Raw genomic sequence first — 17,137 nt, 5'->3', positions numbered from 1 at the left:
GGGAACGGACCCGGCTCACTCAGGCATTTTCCCTCGTCGGCGGCGCGCACCCCGGGACCGAAGCGGAGCCGTTCCTCTCTCTTCTCGCAGGCCGGGGCCATGTGCCGCGTCGTCGTGACAAGATCCGCTGCCATGTCATCGTTGCCCGCGTGGTCATCAAGAACCGGTCGTCGTCTGCTGGTCGTCCTGCTGGCGCTGCTCGCGGCGGCGGGCGCCACTGTGGCGGAGGCGGGCACGGCCACCGGCGTCAAGGCGCGGCCCGCCGCCGGGGCCGCGACGCCCGACCGTCCCCACTACGACGTGAAGCTGCGCGGCGACGCCGACGGCTCCCACTGGACGGGCCGGCAGCGGGTGTCGTTCCGCAACGCCTCGAGCCGCCCCCTGCGTGAGGTGTACGTACGGCTGTGGGGCAATGGCGAAGACGGGTGCGGCGCGGCCGGCAAACCGTCCCCGGTCCGGGTGTCCAAGGTGCGCGGTGGCGCTCCGGGCCGGCTCACCGTGAACTGCACGACGCTGCGCATCGCCCTCCCGAAGCCGCTGACACGCGGCGAGCGGACGGCCATCGCCTTCGACGTGTCCATCGCCGTGCCCGAAAGGAACAACCGCTTCGGCCGCGAGGGCGCGTTCCGCTTCCTGGGCAACGCGCTGCCCGTCCTCGCCGTGCACGACGCGTCGGGCTGGCACCTCGATCCGTATGTGTCGACCGGCGAGAGCTTCTACGCGCTGGCGAGCGACTTCCGGGTGCGCCTCGACCACCCCTCGTCCCTCAAGGTCCCGGCGACCGGCCGCACTTGGACCCGTCCCGGCAAGCCCGGCCGTACGGTCACCCACAGTGTCGCCCAGCGGGTGCGGGACTTCGCGTGGGCGGCGGGACCGTTCCGTACCGCGACCGAGACCTCGCCCGGCGGTGTGCGCGTGAAGTCGTACTGGTCGCCGAACACGCCCGCCGCGGGTGTCCGCCTCACCCGCAAGGACGGCGTGGCCGCCATCGACCGGTTCGGCAAGGAGTTCGGCCGCTACCCGTACGGCGAGATCGACCTCGTGATGACGCCCGGGTTCGGCGGTGGCATGGAGTACCCCGGGCTGGTCATCCTCGGCACCACCGAGGAAGTCGGCGCCGTCGTCCATGAGGTGGCCCACCAGTGGTGGTACGGCATCGTGGGCAACGACGAGTACAACTCGCCCTGGCTGGACGAGAGTTTCGCCCAGTACGCCAACGCCCGCTTCTACGGCTGGGACACCGTCGGCTGCTGGTCGGAGGACAACTGGCCGAGCGATGGCGCCGCGCTCACCAACTCGATGGCGTACTGGTCCACGCACCGCGGCGAGTACCACGTCGTGTACATGGCGGGCCCCTGCGCCCTGTCTGATCTGGAGCGTACGCTCGGGGCCGGCACCATGGCGCGACTCCTCAAGCGGTACGCCCACGACCACTGGTACGGCGTCTCCACCACGGCCGACTTCAAGAAGGCCGCCCAGTCCATGACGAACAAGGACCTGACCCCCTTCTGGAAGCAGTACCGCATCAAGTGACCCACACCGCTACTTCGTCGCGTCCAGCAGCCGCTTGGTGAACCGGTGCGAGGGTGCGGTCAACACCCTTGCCGCCGGACCCTGTTCGACCACCTCACCGGCATCGAGCACGACGATCCGGTCGGCCAGTGCCGCCGTGTCCAGGTCGTGTGTGATGAGTACGACGGACAGGTCGTCGCGTCCTCGCCGGAGTCCGGCGAGGATGTCCAGCAGACCGCGCCGGGTGACCGTGTCGAGGCCCGAGGTGATCTCGTCGCAGATGAGGACGCGGGGTTCGGCCAGCAACGCCCGGGCAAGTGCGGCACGTTGGAGTTCGCCGCCGGACAGCCGACCGGGGAGACGATGTGCCTGGTCCTCGGTGAGGCCCAGTCCGGTGAGGGCCGCGAGGGCCGCTGCCCGGGCGTCCGGAGCTTCGGTGCCACGCAGTCGTACGGCCGTCCGCGCGACCTGGTCGACAACGGGCCGGTACTCGTCGAACGCGGCTCGTGCGTCCTGGAACACGTACTGCACGGCGGCCAGTTGACCCCGGTCACGTTCGCGCAGGCTGCGCGGGAGGGGACGGCCGTCGAGGATGACCTGGCCGTCGTAAGCCCGGTGGAGCCCGGCGAGAGAGCGGGCGAGGGTGGTCTTACCGCTGCCCGATCGGCCGACCACGGCAAGACATTCGCCCTTGTGGAGGCCGAGTTCGGGGACGCGGAGGACCTGGGTGCGGTGGTGGCGGGCGGTGAGGTCTCGGACGCGCAGGACGGGGGTGCCGGTCGGTCCGTGAGCGCCGCCATCGGTGCCGTCGGCGCTGTTGTCTCCGAACTGTGCCTGCTGGGAGAGGAGTTCGCGGGTCCACGCATGGCGGGGCGCGAGCCACACGCGTTCCGTCGGGCCCGATTCGACGACCCTTCCGTCACGCATCACCAGCACCTCGTCGGCCAGTGCGCGGACGACGTCGAGATCGTGGCTGAGCAGGACCAACGCGATGCCCTGGGCGACGACGGCTGTCAGCTCGTCGACAATGCGGCGCTTCGTCAACGCGTCCTGGCCGGTGGTGGGTTCGTCCGCGACGACGACCCTGGCCCCCAGCAGCAACGCCTGCGCCAGCACCACCCGTTGCTGCTGGCCACCGGAGAGCTGATGGGGGTAGCGGCGCAACAGGGCCTCTCCGTCCGGTAGTTGGGCGTTCGCCACAGCGTGCAGCACGCGGCTGCGAGCCTCTGTCCGGCGTGCCGCGCGGGGCAGGTCCCGGACCTGTTCGCGGGCGATGTCGTCGAGGAGGGCGCCCACCCGGCGAGCGGGGTTGAGCACGGCGGCGGGATGCTGGGGGACATGGCCGACCGGCCCGCCCCCGGGCACCCGTATCTCACCCGACACCCGGGCGCCGGGAGGGTGTTCGCCGAGGAGGGCCAGGCCGGTGGTGGTCTTGCCGCTGCCGGATGCGCCGACCAGGGCGGTCACCCGGCCGGGCAGGACACGGAGGTTGACGCCGTCGACGAGGGCGCGGCCGTCGATCTCGACGCGGAGGTTCTCGATCTCGGCGACAGGAGTGTCGAGAGGAGCACTGACGGGGGCGTTCATGCCGGTCGTCCCTTCTCGGCGGTACGTCGGGCGTCGCCGGGTCGCTTGTCGCCGCCGGGACGCCGGTCCAGCGCCGCGTCGAAGAGCAGGTTGCTGCCCGTCGTCAGCGCGACGATCAGCAGCGCGGGCACGACCACGGCCCAGGGCTGCACGAACAGCCCGGTGCGGTTGCGGTCCACCATGACCGCCCAGTCGGCGGCATCCGGCGCGACCCCGACGCCGAGGAAGGCGGCCGTGGCCACCAGGTAGAGCACGCCGGTGAGCCGGATACCCGCGTCGGCGGCGAGGGTGCGGAGGATGGCGCGGCCCACATAGCCGACGGCCATGCGCCACCAGGTCTCGCCCTGCATACGCAGCGCCTCGACGGCCGGCCGGGCGGCTGCCTCCGCTGCCGCCGCGCGCACGATCCGGGCCGCGTCCGGGATGTTGGCCAGCGCTACCAGCAGGGCGAGTCCGACCGTGCCCGGCTCGAGCACCGAGGCCACGAGCAGGATCAGCAGCAGTGAGGGCACGGCGATCAGCACGTCCAGGGGCCGCATCAGCAGCTCTTCCAGCCAACTCCGGTGGGTGAGCGCGCCGATGAGACCGAGCGGCACTGCCACGAGGTAGGCGAGCGCCGTCGCGGCGAGCGCGGTCACCACCACCGGTCGGCCGCCGTGCAGCACCTGCTGCCACACGTCCCGGCCCACGAAGTCGGTGCCGAGCCAGTGCCCGCCCCCGAGGGTGAACGACACCGCCCGCGGACCCGGTTCACCCGCGAACAACGGCCCGAGCAGGGCGAGTACGAGGGGTACGCCGATGACGGCCGCCCCGAGCACGAAACGCGAACGGCCCTTCACGCGGCCACCCCGGCCCGGGGCGCGAAGCGGTGTGCGACAAGATCGGCGCCCAGGTTGAGGACGACGGTGAGTACGCCGAACACCACCGCCAGCCCCTGCACGACCGGCACATCGCGTTCGGCGACGGCGTTCATCAGGACGGTGCCCAGGCCCGGGATCACGAACAGCGCCTCCACGACGATGACTCCGCACAGCAACCAGTCGACGGTGCGGGCGAGTTGCTGCGCCGCCGGGGCGACGGCGTTGGGCAGGGCGTGGGCGTACCGGACGCGGGCGCCCGGGATGCCGTACCGGTGCGCCTGGGCGACGTACGGCGAGTTCAGCGCGTCGACCATGCCGGCGCGTACGAGCCGGGACAGTGAGCAGACCGGCCGGGACAGCAGGACCAGGACGGGCAGGACCAGTGCGGCGGGGTGTGCGAGCAGGTCGGTGCCGTAGCCGAGGGCGGTCGGCGGCAGCCAGCCGAGCCGGAGCGCGAAGACGGTCACCAGCAGCACCCCGAGGGCGAACTCCGGTACGGCGTACACACTCAGCGTGACGAAGCTGACCAGCCGGTCCACAAGCCGCCCTTCGTGCCGTGCGGCCAGCACGCCGAGCCCAACTCCCAGCGGGATCAACAGGGTTACGGTGATGGTCGCGAGCAACAGGGTCGGACCGAACCCGTTCTCGATGTACCCGCTGACCGGGCGCCCCGAGGTCAGCGAAGTACCGAAGTCCCCGTGGGCGAGGCCCGCCGCCCAGTCCAGCAGCCGTTCGTGGGCGGGCCGGTCGAGGTGCATGGCCTCGCGGATGGCCGCGACACGCGCCGGGTCGGGCTGGTCCCCGGCGAGTGCGACGGCCGCGTCGCCCGGCAGCGCCTCGGTGAGCGCGAAGACCAGCAGCACTACAGCCACGGTCTGCGCGCCGCCGAGGAGCAGCCGCCGGACGACGAAGGAGCGCAGTCCGCTCACGCCAGCCAGACCTTGTCGAACCGCGCCCAGTCGAGCGAGTTGGCGGGCGCCTTCACCTCAACTCCCTTGACATTCCTGGCGGTTCCGATGATCCAGTCGGCGAACCCCCACACCAGGAACCCGCCCTCGGCGTACAGCCGACGCTGCATCCGCTCGTACACGGCGGTCCGCTCGGTCTTGTCCTTCGTCGACTGGGCCTGCTGGTAGAGCGCGTCAAAGTCCTTGTGGTGCCACTTCGTCGCGTTGGTGGTGGAGTCGGTGAGCAGCCGTTGCGAGATGTGGGCCTCGATGGGCATGGCGCCGGAGCGGTAGCAGCAGATCGTGCCGTTGTCGAGGACGTCGCTCCAGTACGTGTCCTTGCTGCCCATCTTCACGTCGATCGTGACGCCGGCCTTCGCGGCCTGGTCGCGGAAGATCCCGGCGGCCTCGGTGAAACCCGCGGCGACGGTCGAGGTGTCCAGCGCGACCTTGAGGTTCTCGGCTCCGGCCTGCTTCAGCAGGGCCTTGGCCCGGTCGAGATCCTGGGCGCGCTGCGGAAGGTCGGCGGCGTAGTACTCGTACCCCTTCCCGAACAGGTCGTTGCCGACGACACCCGCGCCGGACAGCGCGCCGTCGACGAGTTCCTGCCGGTCGGCGATGAGGAAGAAGGCCTCGCGGACGCGCTTGTCGTCGAAGGGCGCCCGGTCGGTCTTCATCGCGAACCCCTGCATGGAGCTGTTGCGCAGCCGCACGATGTCGATCTGCCCCTTGCCCTCATGGGCCCGGGCGGTGGTCGGGTTCAGCTCATGCGCGTACTCGACCTGCCCGCCGAGCAGCGCGTTCACCCGCGCCGACTCCTCGTTGGCGACGACGAACTCGATCTCGTCGAGGTGCGGTGCGCCCTCCCAGTAGTCGTCGAAGCGGCTGAACACGGCGGACCGGCCGGGCGCGAAGGACACGAAGCGGAAGGGCCCGGAACCGACGGGCTTGGTGTCGAAGTCGGTGCCGGTGGCACCGGCCGGCACGATGTACGCGCCGAACGCGGCCAGGACGTTGGGGAACTCGGCGGTCGGCCGCTTCAGTACGAACTCGATCCCGTTCGGGCCCGTGGCCCGGCTGGCGTCGAGGTCGATCGGCTCGAGGGAGGCCTTCGCGCGGAACGTCTGGTCGGGGTCGGCGATCCGGCGGTAGCTGTACAGCACGTCCTCGGCGGTGACCGGCTTGCCATTGTGGAAGGTGGCCCGGCGCAGGGTGACCTGCCAGCGGTCCAGGGTCTTGTTGGCCTCCCACTTCTGAGCGAGGCGGGGCTGCGCGGAGAGGTCGGCGCCGTAGTCGGCGAGCTTGTCGTACAGCGCCTTGGCGCGGGCCGCGTCGGCGAACAGGCTGGCCAGATGCGGGTCAAGGGTCTCGCTGGCACCCCCGCCGGCGAAGGCGGCACGCAGCCGCCCGCCCCGTCTGGGCGTACCGCTGCCGGAGCCGCTGCCCTCGGAGGTGTCGTCCGAGGAGTCGGCGCAGCCCGCGAGGCCGAGCACACCGAGCGCGGCGGTACCGCCCACGGCGGTGAGGAAGCCGCGCCGGCGCAGGGCGGAGAAGTCGTTCATGGGAATCCTTCGGGTCTCTACGGGGTGTGCGTTGGGTTGGCGATGAGTGGGGCGGGTGGGGCGGGTGGTGGAGTGTCGCGGCGTGCGTGTCGGGTGTCAGTGCCGACGGCGCGCGACCAGGTGCAGTCGGTCCGCGTCGGCCCTCTCGCCGGGCACCTCGCCCTCCTGCCAAGGGGGTTCGGTACGCGGTCCCGGACCGTCGTGCAGTTCGAGTACCTCGAATCCGTGCGCGGCGAGTACGTGACGCAGCTCCTGCGGGAACAACAGCCGCCAGGCGGAGCGCTGTTGGACGGGGGGCGTACCGTCGTCGGCCGTCCAGTCCCGTACCCGCCGCAGCAGCCCGGCCGTCCGGTCGACGGTGAGCGTGGTGACGGACCGGTAGGAGGTGCCCCGCCAGGTGAAACCTCCGACGGCAGGGGTGTCGAGCAGGTCGGTGCGGCCGAGGAAGTAGGCCCCGTTGCGCATCTCGGCGACGAGGAGCCCACCGGGGGTGAGCGCGCGCCGACAGGAGGCGAGGAACCCGTCGAGCTGGTCGTTGGTGTGGCAGTACAGCAGCGCGCTGTCGAGACAGACCACGGCGTCGAAGGCACCGGCGCCCAGTTCGAACCAGGTGAGATCGGCGCTGACGTACTCGGGCCCGGGATGCTTCGCGCGGGCGTGCGCGAGCATCGCCCCGGAGGTGTCGGCTCCGGTGACGGTACGCCCGGCGCGCTGCAGATACTCGGCGTCACGCCCGGTACCGCACCCGAGGTCGAGCACCCGCGCCCCGCCCCCGTGCCGACGCAGACAGTCCTCGACCCAGCGCCCGGCAAGCCGGTGGAGGTCGGGGAAGCGGGCCTCGTACAGCTCGGGGTGGTCGGTGAGCAGGTTGCCGCTGTTCACAGGGGGTTCCTCGGCACGGGGGTTCACAGCCGAATCGCCGCCGGGTCTGTTCACAGACGGGCCTTCGCTGGCGCCGTTCACAGCGGGATCATTGCCGGCCCTGTTCACAGCAGGGCCGCCGCCACGACGGTTCACAGCACGCTCGCCACTCGCCCTGTTCACAGCCAGCTCGTCGCCCAGGTCGTTCACACCCCGTCCCTCTCCCGCCCTGTTCACACCGTGCTCCTCTCCCGCCCTGTTCACACCGTGCTCCTCTCCCGCACCGGCGCCGGGGTCGTCGGCAGTGCCCCCAGCCTGTGCAGCCAAGCCACTCCCCCTGCCGACGCCAGGCCGAACACCGCGCAGAACGCCCACGGCAGCCACTCGGCGCCGCCCCGGTCACCCGCGTCCATGGCCCAGCCGACGACCGTGTTGCCGACAGCCGCGGCGATGCCGGAGACGACGTAGAAGATGCCGAAGTAGGTGCCCGTCAGCTCGGGCCGCCCGAAGCCCGGTATCAGCTCCATGACGAACGGCGAGGCGACCATCACCCCGACGTAGAGGATCAGCGCGCCCACCAGGACGGGTACGGCAGCCCACCACGACGCCTCCCCCTCCCCCGCCACGAGCATCGGCGGGAGAAACGCCAGCCCCATCAGTGCCAGCCCCGCCGCGATCCAACGGGCCCGCACACCACGCGACTTGAGCGAACGGGTGATCCTGAGCTGGAAGGCGAGGTTGGAGAGGGTGCCCACGACGAAGACGAGGCCGGCCGCGCCGTCCCAGCCGGTGGCCCGGCGGGCGCCGTCGGGGAGGAGCAGATAGAGCTGGTTCTCCAGGGTGAACATGCCGACCATGGCGAGCGCGAACGCCACGAAGGCGCGGTTGCCCACCACCTCGCGCCAGTCCGCGAGGAGCCCGCTCTTCGCGGGTTCGACCTCTCGGGCGGGCAGCACCAGGGCCTGGGCGACCGTGAGCACCGCGAAGATCGCGGCGGCGGTGAGCGCGGACGCCCGGAAGTCCACCAGGAGAAGTGCGCTGCCGAGCAGTGGCCCGACCAGCGCGCCGGTGGTGGCGAACACGTTGAACAGCGCGAACGCCTCGGCCTTCCGGCCCCCGGCCTCCTGCGCGAGGTAAGCCCGTACCGCCGGGTTGAACAGCGCCCCGGCGAGCCCGCTCAGCACGGATGCGGCCAGTAGTACCGGCAGCCCGTCGCCGAGGGCGAACAGTCCGAACCCGACCGTCCGCAGCCCGCACCCGGCGATGATCACTCCGCGTGCGCCGAGCCGGTCGGCGGCGGATCCCCCGATGATGAACAGGCCCTGCTGACTGAGGTTGCGCACCCCGAGGACGATCCCGACGACGGCCGCCGACATCCCCAGGTCCTCGCTGAGGTGGGTCGCGAGGTAGGGGATGAGGAGGTAGAAGCCGGTGTTGACGCCGAGCTGGTTGACGAGGAGCAGTTGGATGGCGACCGGGAAGCGCCGCATCTCACGCCACGTCTTCATACTCGCCCCCCGCGTCGGCCTCGTCGCTCTCGATGCCCCCGTCGCTCCCGTTGCCCCCGTCGCCCTCGGCACCGGACTCGTCGATCCCGCGCTCCTGAACTCCCAGACCAGGCAGGTCACTTGCCCGTACGACCCCGTCGGCACCGCCGATTCCGGACCACGGGTCCCTGGCCAGCAGCAGATGTCCGTCGAGGTCGGTCCAGCGGGCGCGGTCGGCGAGGTGGACGGCGGGTGCGATGCCGAGGGTGCTGGCGGTGAGGCAGCCGAGCATCAACTCCGTACCGCTGCCCTCGATCAGCCCGGCGATACGCAGGGCCGCGTGCACCCCGCCGCACTTGGCGAGCTTGACGTTGATGCCGTGCACGCGTCCGGCGAGTCGTCGCGCGTCCTCCAGGTCCACCGCGTCCTCGTCGGCGATCAGCGGCAACGGCGATCGCTCGGCCAGGGCCGCGAAGGCCTCCGGGTCGCCAGGGACGACGGGCTGTTCCACCGCCTCGACGCCGAGTTCGGCGAACCGGGGCAGCAACTCCCGTGCCTGGGCGATGTTCCAGGCCCCGTTGGGATCGAGGAGCAGTCGTACGCCGGGGACGGCGTCGCGGATGACGCGTACGCGTTCCACGTCGTCCTCCGGGTCCGGCGTCCCCGCCTTGACCTTGACGATCCGGAAGCCGCTCGCGGCGAGCCGTCGGGCCTCGTCGGCCGCGCGGCGGGAGGAGGTGATGCCGATCGTGCGGGCGGTGTCGGCGACAGGCGCGGCAGACGCCCCCAGCAGCCGGTGCACGGGCACCCCGGCGCGCTTGCCGACGAGGTCGAGGAGAGCGGCCTCGACGGCTGCGACGACGGCGGCGGGCGTGCTGTCACCGCTCGCCGACCCTCCACGCGGCCCGCCCGACCCTCCAAGCCCTCCCTGTCCCTCACGCAGGGCCTCCAAAGCGTCTTCCGGAGAGGCGAAACGGCTCAACTCCATGTCACGGAAGTGCCGTTGGAGTGTGCGGGTGTCGAGTCCGTAGTAGAGGCTGGTGACGGCCTCGCCGTGCCCGTACGACCCCTCGTGTTCGATGGTGAGCCACACGGCGTCGCGGGCGGCCATGGTGGAGCGGGAGATGCGCAGCGGCTCGGTGAGTTCGAGGCGGGCGGTGCGCAGGCTGGCCTTCACTGGTTCCTTTCCTGCGGAGAGAGCGGGTCGGTGACACGGGTGCAACGGACCCAGCCGGTGGCCTCGGCGGCGCGGGGGTGCGGAATCTCGACCGGACGGGTGGCCGCGGTGGCCGGGTCGAGGCCGTGGGCGAGGGCGAAGTCGTCGTCGTAGACGGTGCCGAGGTAGCGGTGCGGGCCGTCGGGGAAGACGGTCGCGACGACGGCGCCGGGGTGGACACGGGCCGCCCAGGCGGCGACGCGGGCGACTGCGCCGGTGCTCCAGCCGCCGCTGACGAAGCTCTCGCGGGCGAGTCTGCGGCAGCTGTCCACGGCTTCGGCGGGGCCGACCCAGTGGACCTCGTCGAAGGCCTCGTAGGCGACGTTTCGCGGGTGGATGCTGCTGCCGAGGCCGCGCATCAGGCGAGGTCGGGCCGGCTGGCCGAAAATGGTGGAGCCGGTCGCGTCGACCCCGATGAGCCGCAGCGCGGGCCAGCGCCTGCGCAGGGGTCCGGTGATTCCGGCGCTGTGTCCGCCGGTGCCCACGCTGCACACCAGGACGTCCAAGTGGTCGAGCTGGGCGGTGAGTTCGGCCGCCAGAGAGGCGTATCCGGCGATGTTGTCGGGGTTGTTGTACTGGTCGGGCCAGTAGGCGTCGGGGAGCGCGGCGAGAAGTTCACGGAGGCGGGTGAGGCGGGCCGCCTGCCAGCCGCCCTGTGCTGCCGGCCGGTCGACGATCTCCAGCCGTACTCCGTGCGAGCGCAGCAACTGCCGCATGGAAGGCTCGAGTTCGCTGTCGCCGACCAGCACGATGGGATGGCCGAGGGCCTGTCCGGCGAAGGCGAGTCCGACTCCGAGGGTGCCGGAGGTGGACTCCACCACCGGTGCGCCGGGACGCAGTTCGCCCCGTTCACGGGCGCCGAGCAACATGGACACGGCGGCGCGTGCTTTCATGCCGCCCGCGCCGAGTCCTTCGAGCTTGGCCCAGAACCCCGGCTGCGGCCCCGGGAGTTGGGCGGTGATCCGGGCGAGCGGGGTGCGGCCGAGGAGCGCCAGCAGCTCGTGACGTGCGGCTGGGGTGGACCGTACGGCGGTCGTTGTCATCGGGGGCCGCTCCCGCCGTAGCAGTGGATGGCGCCGGGGCCGCCGTCCAGCCAGAAGAAGGGGTACGGTTCCGCGCAGACCGCGCTCACCCCGTGTCCGAGGAAGCGGGGCAGGATGGCACTGCCGGTCTGGGCGAACATCACCAACTGCCGTCCGTGCGCCAGCGCATGGCGCCGCAGGGGCTCGAAGGTGCCGTTGCCGAGGGTCATCCCTGAAGCGAGTACGGCGTCACAGCGCCCGCTCTCCACCTCGGCGAGGGCGTCGGTCACCACCGGCTCGCCCCACTCCGTCGTACCGCCCTTGAGATCGCACGGAATGTAGTTCAGGCCCCGTGAACGCAGCTCCTCCAGAAGGGAGTTGACGACCCCGACGACCAGGACCGTGGCCCCGGCGGGCAGGTCGAGCAGCGACACGACGGTCTTCGCGCGCGCCTGCGACTTCATCAGCGAGGACCCGGCCGGGAGGTGGACCGTGCGGGCGCCGTGCTCCGGGAGGTGCGGGGTGATGTGCATGAGGTAGGCGTCGAGAGCGGCCACGCGTATGGGCAGCAGGGGGTGTTGGAGGAGCCGGGAGACGTCCGCGCCGACGCAGGTGTCGATCGCGTCGTCCGGGAGTTGTCCGGGTTCGACAGCGCAGGAACCGACGGCCGCGCCAAGTCGCAGGCTGAGCACCTCGTTGCGGTATCCGCTGCCCCGCCCGTCGTGCCGTACGGCCTGCCGGGTGGCGAAGGAGACGGAGACGCACAGCTCCTTCGGATCCGGCCCGAGGTCACCGGCGAGGGCGCGGGCCACCAACTCCTCACAGGAATCCGCCGGGGCAGGGGTCGTGGTGGGCGCTGCGGCGTTCACCGGATCACCAGTCCCGCGCGGAGTTCGCCCAGCAGGGAGTCGACGCGGGCGCGGGCGCCGAGACCGTCCGGGTCGGCCGCCATGACGTGTCCCAGGTACTCGTTGTTGCTGCCCGCCGCCTTGACTACGGTTCCCGGCTCGGCGAGCTGGACCTCCAACACACCTTGCTGGTCTCGGAGTTGGTCGCCTCCGGGCAGTGCCTCCAACGTGCCCTCCGTCTCGGGGACGAGGAAGCCGATGGCCGCACTGCGCAGTCCCGTGTCCGTGCGGCGCAGGTCGGGTGCCCGACCGAGGGAGACGTCCACGAAGGCGGCGGCGAGGTCGATACCGGTGACATGGCGGACGAGTTCGGTGATCCGGTTGCCGGCCGGACGGGGGTTGACCTCGACGACGCGCGGCCCGGCGGAGGTCAGTTTGATCTCGGTGTGGGCCACGACCCCCTCCACCAGTCCGAGCGCCTTCAGGGCGCCCAGTGCGGTCTGCTCGGCGGCCTCGGTGTCGGCGGCCGTGAGCGCGGCCGGGAACATATGGCCGGTCTCGATGAAGGCCGGCGCTCCGCCGATGCTCTTGTCGGTCACCCCGACGACCTGCACCGCGCCCGCGCAGGACACGGTCTCGACACTCACCTCGGGCCCGTCGAGGAGCTCTTCGAGGAGTACGACGGGCGGTCGCCGCTGCCCTCGCGCGTTGACCGGGAAGGCGCTCAACGCCCGGCAGACCTCGGCAAGTTGGGTCTCGTCGTCGACGCGTCGGACGTACATCCCCGCGCACAGGTCGACCGGCTTGACGACCAGGGGATAGCCGATGCCGGCGGCCTCGCGCACGATGTCGGCCCATTCCTCGCACACGGCGAAACGCGGCCCCGGCACCCCGGCGTCCGCCAGTACCCGGCGGGTGGCGTCCTTGCGGCAGGCGTTCTCCACGGCTTCGGGGCCGGAGCCCGGCAGCCCGAGGTGCCCGGCGATCCGGGCGACCGTGGGCAGGTAGTAGTCGCACGAGGTGATCACCCCGTCGAAGCGGAGCACCCCGTGCAGCCGCTCGACGTACGGCAGCAGTTCGTCGAGGTCGTTGGTGTCGGCGGTGACCACGTTGCGGGCACCGAGCAGTGGATGCGCCGCCCCCTCGGGGGCGCTGCGCAGGTAGTGGTGCAGGTCACGGGTGAGGAAGGTGAACTCGTGCCCGCTCTCCCGGATCGCCCGTGGCAGCAGTCTGCTCATCGATCCGACCCAGCTCTCGACCACCAGCAAATGAGCCACAACTCCCCTTTCCACCCCGGCGGTCAGAGCCGTCAGGGCAGCGCGAAGGCACCCCCGCCAGGGAGGGCTCCAGACTTGACCGTGGACACGTTATCGACAATCGTTTTCATTGTCATCTGATGACCGGACGATTACCGAAGTCGACACCGATACCGAGATTGCGAGATCCGTGACCCGTCCCCCACGCGGTACGGCCCTGCTCTGCGCCCTCCTGACCGGCGCAGCAACCCTCCTCCCCGCACCGACAGCGCACGCCACCCCTGCTCTCACCCCCACCCGCATCCACTTCGGCCCCTGTCCCGACTCCGTGCCGGAACCGGCGGCACCCGAGACCGTCGAGTGCGGCCGGCTCGACGTACCCCTGAACTGGGACGCTCCGGCGACGGGCGGCCCCCGGCTGCGGATCGCCGTATCCCGGGTCCGCGCCTCCGGTACGGCCGCCGAGCGACGCGGGATCCTCCTGGTGAACCCGGGTGGGCCGGGCGGTTCCGGGCTGCCGTACGCGGTCACGAAGCGGGCCAAGCTGCCCGAGAGCGTGCGGCGGGCGTACGACGTGATCGGCTTCGATCCGCGTGGCACCGGCCTGAGTTCACCCCTCGACTGCGGTGCGATGGGTGGCCTGTTCGACCGCGACCGGCCGGGAGCCGACCCCGTACCCATGGGCCCCCGCGCCGAGTTGACGTACCTCCACTCGCTGCGTGTCCTCGCGGACGACTGTGCGGCGGGCGTCGGGGACGGGGCGCTGCCGTACTTCTCCACGGAGCGGACTGCGCGGGACATGGACACGATCCGTGCCGCCCTCGGCGAGCACCGGACGAGCTTCCTCGGTGTCTCGTACGGGAGTTGTCTGGGCGCCGCCTACGCGGCCCGATTCCCGCACCGGGTAGGGAAGATGGTGCTGGACAGCGTGGTCGGACCGTGGGGGTGGTACGACTTCGACGTCATCCAGAGCCGGGCGCTGCTGCGCCAGCGGGACACCTTCTTCGACTGGGCCGCTCGTTACCCGGACCGCTTCGGGCTGGGCCACGGCGCCCCGGCTGTGCGTGCCGCGTATCTGCGAGTGCGGGACGGGCTTCGCGCGCGGCCCGTGGACGGTTTCGGGGCGGCGGCCTTCGACCGGGCCGTGTACCGCGCCCTCGGCCGCACCGAACGCTGGGAGGGCCTGGCCGACGGGCTGCGAACGTATCTGCGGGACGGCACGCCGGGTACGCTCCGCCCCGCGACCGCCCTCGACTCCCCGGACTCACGCGTCTTCGAGGCGGCGAACCGGACCGTGAAGTGCGCGGACGGACCCGGTCCGGCACCCGGACGCGTCCTGGCCGACCTCCACCGCACACGACGGCTGGACCCGCAGCCCGTGCTGACCGGCATGGAGGCGTCGACCTGCGCCTTCTGGCACCACCGGCCCGGCCGCCGTACGACCCTGGGCAGCCCCGCCGCCCCGCCCGTACTGCTGATCGCCTCCGCCCACGACCCGGTCACCCCGATCGAGGGCGCCCGCGAACTGCGCCGCCTGCTGCCCGGCTCCCGCCTCGTCACCCTCGACAGCGACTACTCCCACGGCGTGTTCGCGAGCCGGGGCAACGCGTGCGTGGACTCGACGGCCGCCGCCTACCTCGTCGACGGGCGGGTGCCGCCGGAGGATGTGCGGTGCGCGGGGCCGGGGCTGCCGGTGGTGGCCGCCCGGTAGCCCGCACACCGGCGCACGCCCCCGGGACGTACCCCGTCCGGACAGGAAGCCGGGCAGGAAGCCCGACCCGAGGTCGCCCCGAAGGCCGAGCCGATGTCCGACCCACAGAAAGACGCCCGACGGGGTACACCCCGGCCACGCGCCACGGATTACGACAGCTGCGCCTGCACCTGCGAGGAGATCAGCTCCAAGTGGTCCAGGTCGTCGAGGTCGAGGATCTGGAGGTAGAGCCGCTGGGAGCCGATCTCCGCGTACCGGCCGATCTTCTCCACGACCTCGGCCGGGGAACCCGCCAGTCCGTTGGCCTTCAGTTCGTCGACCTCGCGGCCGATCGCGGCGGCCCGCCGGGCCACCTCCTGGTCGTCCCTGCCGACGCACACCACGAGGGCGTTCGAGTACGTCAGCTCATCGGCCCGGCGACCGGCCTGCTCGACCGCCGCGCGTACCCGGCCGAACTGGCGCTCGGTGTCCTCGATCGACCCGAACGGCATGTTGAACTCGTCGGCGTACTGGGCGGTCAGCCGCGGGGTACGGGTCGCGCCGTGGCCGCCGATGAGCACGGGTATCTTCGCCTGCGCCGGCTTGGGGAGGGCCGGCGAGTCGGTGAGTTCGTAGTGCGTGCCGTGGTGGCTGAACGTTTCGCCGGTCTTCGTCTCCCAGAGGCCGGTGACGATCGCCAGCTGCTCCTCGAGACGGGCGAACTTCTCCTGCGGGAACGGGATGCCGTATGCCTTGTGCTCCTGCTCGAACCAGCCCGCGCCCAGGCCGAGTTCGACCCGGCCGCCGGACATCTGGTCGACCTGCGCGACCTGGATCGCGAGGACGCCGGGGAGACGGAAGGTGGCGGCGGTCATCAGGGTGCCCAGGCGGATGCGCTTGGTCTCGCGGGCGAGTCCGGCGAGGGTGATCCAGGCGTCGGTGGGGCCGGGCAGGCCGTCCCCGTCACCCATGCGGAGATAGTGGTCGGAGCGGAAAAATGCGTCGAAGCCCAGGTCCTCGGTGGCCTTCGCCACGGCGAGCAGGGTGTCGTAGGTCGCGCCTTGCTGGGGTTCGGTGAAGATGCGAAGATCCATGCCCCCATCCTGCACGGTCGAACAGCGGTCAACCCCACCGGTGTCCCCCGCCCCACGCTTCCCCGGGCGAGTGAAAAGCCGTCAACCCCGTACGAGCTGCGGCTCCGGACCAGTGACCCCGCACGGCGATGATCGTTGGCTCGGGCGGAGCCGGCCCGACCGGCGCCCGCGCCGGCGTCGACCGGCCGGCCAGTTCGATTGCCGGCCCACTCGTTTCCGGCGCGCACCCGTGTCGGCTCCGCTGGGAGCCAGGGGCCGAGGAGGCCGTCATTGTCCGAAGAAGTCGTGCCGCAGCAGGCGGGGCCCGCACAGCCGAAGGGGCTGCTGCAGCAGATGGAGGAGCTGATGGCCGCGCTGAACGCGGATCTGTCGGCGCTCGACGCTGATCTTCAGTCGGCGGGAGTGTCGTCGGCGCCCGTGGAGGAGACCGAGGCGGGCTGAGGCCGGCCCCGGCTGGGGGCTTCGCCGCCGGGTCCCCGTCCGGCCTGAACGGCCTTGTCCTCGAACTCCTCCGGAGGGGGAACCCCCGGACAGGCTGAGATCGCCCGGGCCGAGCTGCAAGGCTCGGCCCTCTGCCCGACAGGGCGCAATCGCCCTACCGCCCTACCCAGGCACCCGCTCCGCACCTCCCGCCGCCTCCCTGGCCGCGAGCTTGCGGAGCATCTCCAGGACCCGGTCGCGGGACTCGTCCGCCGCGTCGATGGATTCCATGCACTGCCAGTACGTCGTCTCGTCGGCCGCCGCGCTGGCGATGCCGACCAGGGCTATACCGGCCTCGCCGAGGAGGTTGCCGAGGCAGACGAGGGCTTGGTGGGCGTCGCCCAGCTCGGTGAGCTGGGCCGCGCGTAAGTCGCCCACGGCGAGGCACGGTTCGTCCAGTACGCCGCAGCCCCGGCCCGCCAGTTCCGTCAACCCCAGTGCCTCGCCCCGCAGTTCGGGCGGTCCGGTGACCGCGAGGCGGCTGCCGATCGCCTGCGCCAGGGCCTGCGCCTGCCACACCTCCATCAGGGTCTGCCGCACACCCTCGCTGATCGCCAGGGCATGTCTGCTCGTCAGGATGAGCCGCACAGCGTCCATGCGCTGCCCCCGTCTGTCCCCGACGCGCTTTTCGCACGTCCGCCCGAACTCCACCGTCCACTACCCAGAGTGAAGGGCAATGGGACGAAAAGCCAGAGGAAGGCGGAAATCTGCGGAC

At 71.6% G+C, this 17,137-nt stretch carries 14 protein-coding genes and 1 pseudogene; 3 read left to right on the top strand and 12 right to left on the bottom strand.

Translation table 11 applies throughout. The annotated features are described in order from the left end of the window. The first annotated feature begins 132 nt into the window (after positions 1–132). Complete coding sequence (locus PV396_RS02935) at positions 133–1,533, top strand: M1 family metallopeptidase (RefSeq protein WP_319199981.1); 1,401 nt, start codon at positions 133–135, stop codon at positions 1,531–1,533. Positions 1,534–1,542: 9 nt separating this feature from the next. Here the strand turns inward: PV396_RS02935 and PV396_RS02930 are convergent, their stop codons facing one another. The 10 genes and pseudogenes from PV396_RS02930 to PV396_RS02885 all read right to left on the bottom strand — a co-directional run bounded on the left by PV396_RS02930 (position 1,543) and on the right by PV396_RS02885 (position 13,179). Next, entirely contained in the window at positions 1,543–3,291 is a 1,749-nt protein-coding gene (locus PV396_RS02930; RefSeq protein ID WP_416071329.1) for an ABC transporter ATP-binding protein, read from the bottom strand. Next, a pseudogene (locus tag PV396_RS44985) lies at positions 3,234–3,638 on the bottom strand (ABC transporter permease subunit); the annotation flags it as partial. The pseudogene PV396_RS44985 and the gene PV396_RS02930, both read right to left, overlap by 58 nt. Positions 3,639–3,934: 296 nt before the next feature. After that, on the bottom strand, positions 3,935–4,888 hold the full coding sequence (locus tag PV396_RS02920; RefSeq protein WP_319199978.1) for an ABC transporter permease: 954 nt from the start codon (positions 4,886–4,888) through the stop codon (positions 3,935–3,937). Then, positions 4,885–6,468 carry an ABC transporter substrate-binding protein gene (locus PV396_RS02915; protein ID WP_319199977.1) on the bottom strand — a complete coding sequence of 528 codons (1,584 nt, stop codon included), beginning with the start codon at positions 6,466–6,468 and terminating at the stop codon, positions 4,885–4,887. The genes PV396_RS02920 and PV396_RS02915 overlap by 4 nt, the downstream gene beginning before the upstream one ends. 96 nt (positions 6,469–6,564) lie before the next feature. Further along, positions 6,565–7,350: a class I SAM-dependent methyltransferase gene (locus PV396_RS02910; RefSeq protein ID WP_319199976.1), complete on the bottom strand. Its 786-nt coding sequence runs from the start codon at positions 7,348–7,350 to the stop codon at positions 6,565–6,567. A 239-nt stretch (positions 7,351–7,589) separates the two neighbouring features. After that, a complete protein-coding gene (locus PV396_RS02905) occupies positions 7,590–8,837 on the bottom strand; it encodes an MFS transporter (protein ID WP_319199975.1) in 1,248 nt (415 codons plus the stop codon). Then, positions 8,821–9,993: a dipeptide epimerase gene (locus PV396_RS02900; protein WP_319199974.1), complete on the bottom strand. Its 1,173-nt coding sequence runs from the start codon at positions 9,991–9,993 to the stop codon at positions 8,821–8,823. The genes PV396_RS02905 and PV396_RS02900 overlap by 17 nt, the downstream gene beginning before the upstream one ends. Further along, positions 9,990–11,075: a PLP-dependent cysteine synthase family protein gene (locus tag PV396_RS02895; protein ID WP_319199973.1), complete on the bottom strand. Its 1,086-nt coding sequence runs from the start codon at positions 11,073–11,075 to the stop codon at positions 9,990–9,992. Before PV396_RS02895 ends, PV396_RS02900 begins: the two co-directional genes overlap by 4 nt. Next, positions 11,072–11,923 (bottom strand): Rossmann-like domain-containing protein, encoded by an 852-nt coding sequence (locus tag PV396_RS02890; protein WP_319199972.1) that lies wholly within the window; start codon positions 11,921–11,923, stop codon positions 11,072–11,074. Before PV396_RS02890 ends, PV396_RS02895 begins: the two co-directional genes overlap by 4 nt. Next, positions 11,920–13,179, bottom strand: a complete 1,260-nt coding sequence (locus tag PV396_RS02885; protein WP_319199971.1) for an ATP-grasp domain-containing protein — start codon at positions 13,177–13,179, stop codon at positions 11,920–11,922. Before PV396_RS02885 ends, PV396_RS02890 begins: the two co-directional genes overlap by 4 nt. A gap of 169 nt (positions 13,180–13,348) precedes the next feature. Between PV396_RS02885 and PV396_RS02880 the strand changes: the two genes are divergently transcribed. Further along, positions 13,349–14,869 carry an alpha/beta hydrolase gene (locus PV396_RS02880; RefSeq protein WP_319199970.1) on the top strand — a complete coding sequence of 507 codons (1,521 nt, stop codon included), beginning with the start codon at positions 13,349–13,351 and terminating at the stop codon, positions 14,867–14,869. Positions 14,870–15,018: 149 nt separating this feature from the next. Here PV396_RS02880 and PV396_RS02875 read toward each other — a convergent pair whose 3' ends face one another. Beyond that, positions 15,019–15,942, bottom strand: a complete 924-nt coding sequence (locus PV396_RS02875) for an LLM class F420-dependent oxidoreductase (protein ID WP_319199969.1) — start codon at positions 15,940–15,942, stop codon at positions 15,019–15,021. 270 nt (positions 15,943–16,212) lie between these two features. Between PV396_RS02875 and PV396_RS02870 the strand changes: the two genes are divergently transcribed. Then, on the top strand, positions 16,213–16,383 hold the full coding sequence (locus PV396_RS02870; RefSeq protein WP_319199968.1) for a hypothetical protein: 171 nt from the start codon (positions 16,213–16,215) through the stop codon (positions 16,381–16,383). A gap of 162 nt (positions 16,384–16,545) precedes the next feature. Here the strand turns inward: PV396_RS02870 and PV396_RS02865 are convergent, their stop codons facing one another. Beyond that, positions 16,546–17,019: a DUF6099 family protein gene (locus PV396_RS02865; RefSeq protein ID WP_319199967.1), complete on the bottom strand. Its 474-nt coding sequence runs from the start codon at positions 17,017–17,019 to the stop codon at positions 16,546–16,548. Positions 17,020–17,137: the final 118 nt, after the last annotated feature.

It is taken from the genome of Streptomyces sp. ME02-8801-2C (assembly GCF_033793965.1).
Classification (GTDB): Bacteria; Actinomycetota; Actinomycetes; order Streptomycetales; family Streptomycetaceae; genus Streptomyces.
Note: the sequence above shows the minus strand (reverse complement) of the source record. Positions and strands in the feature narration are given on the sequence as shown.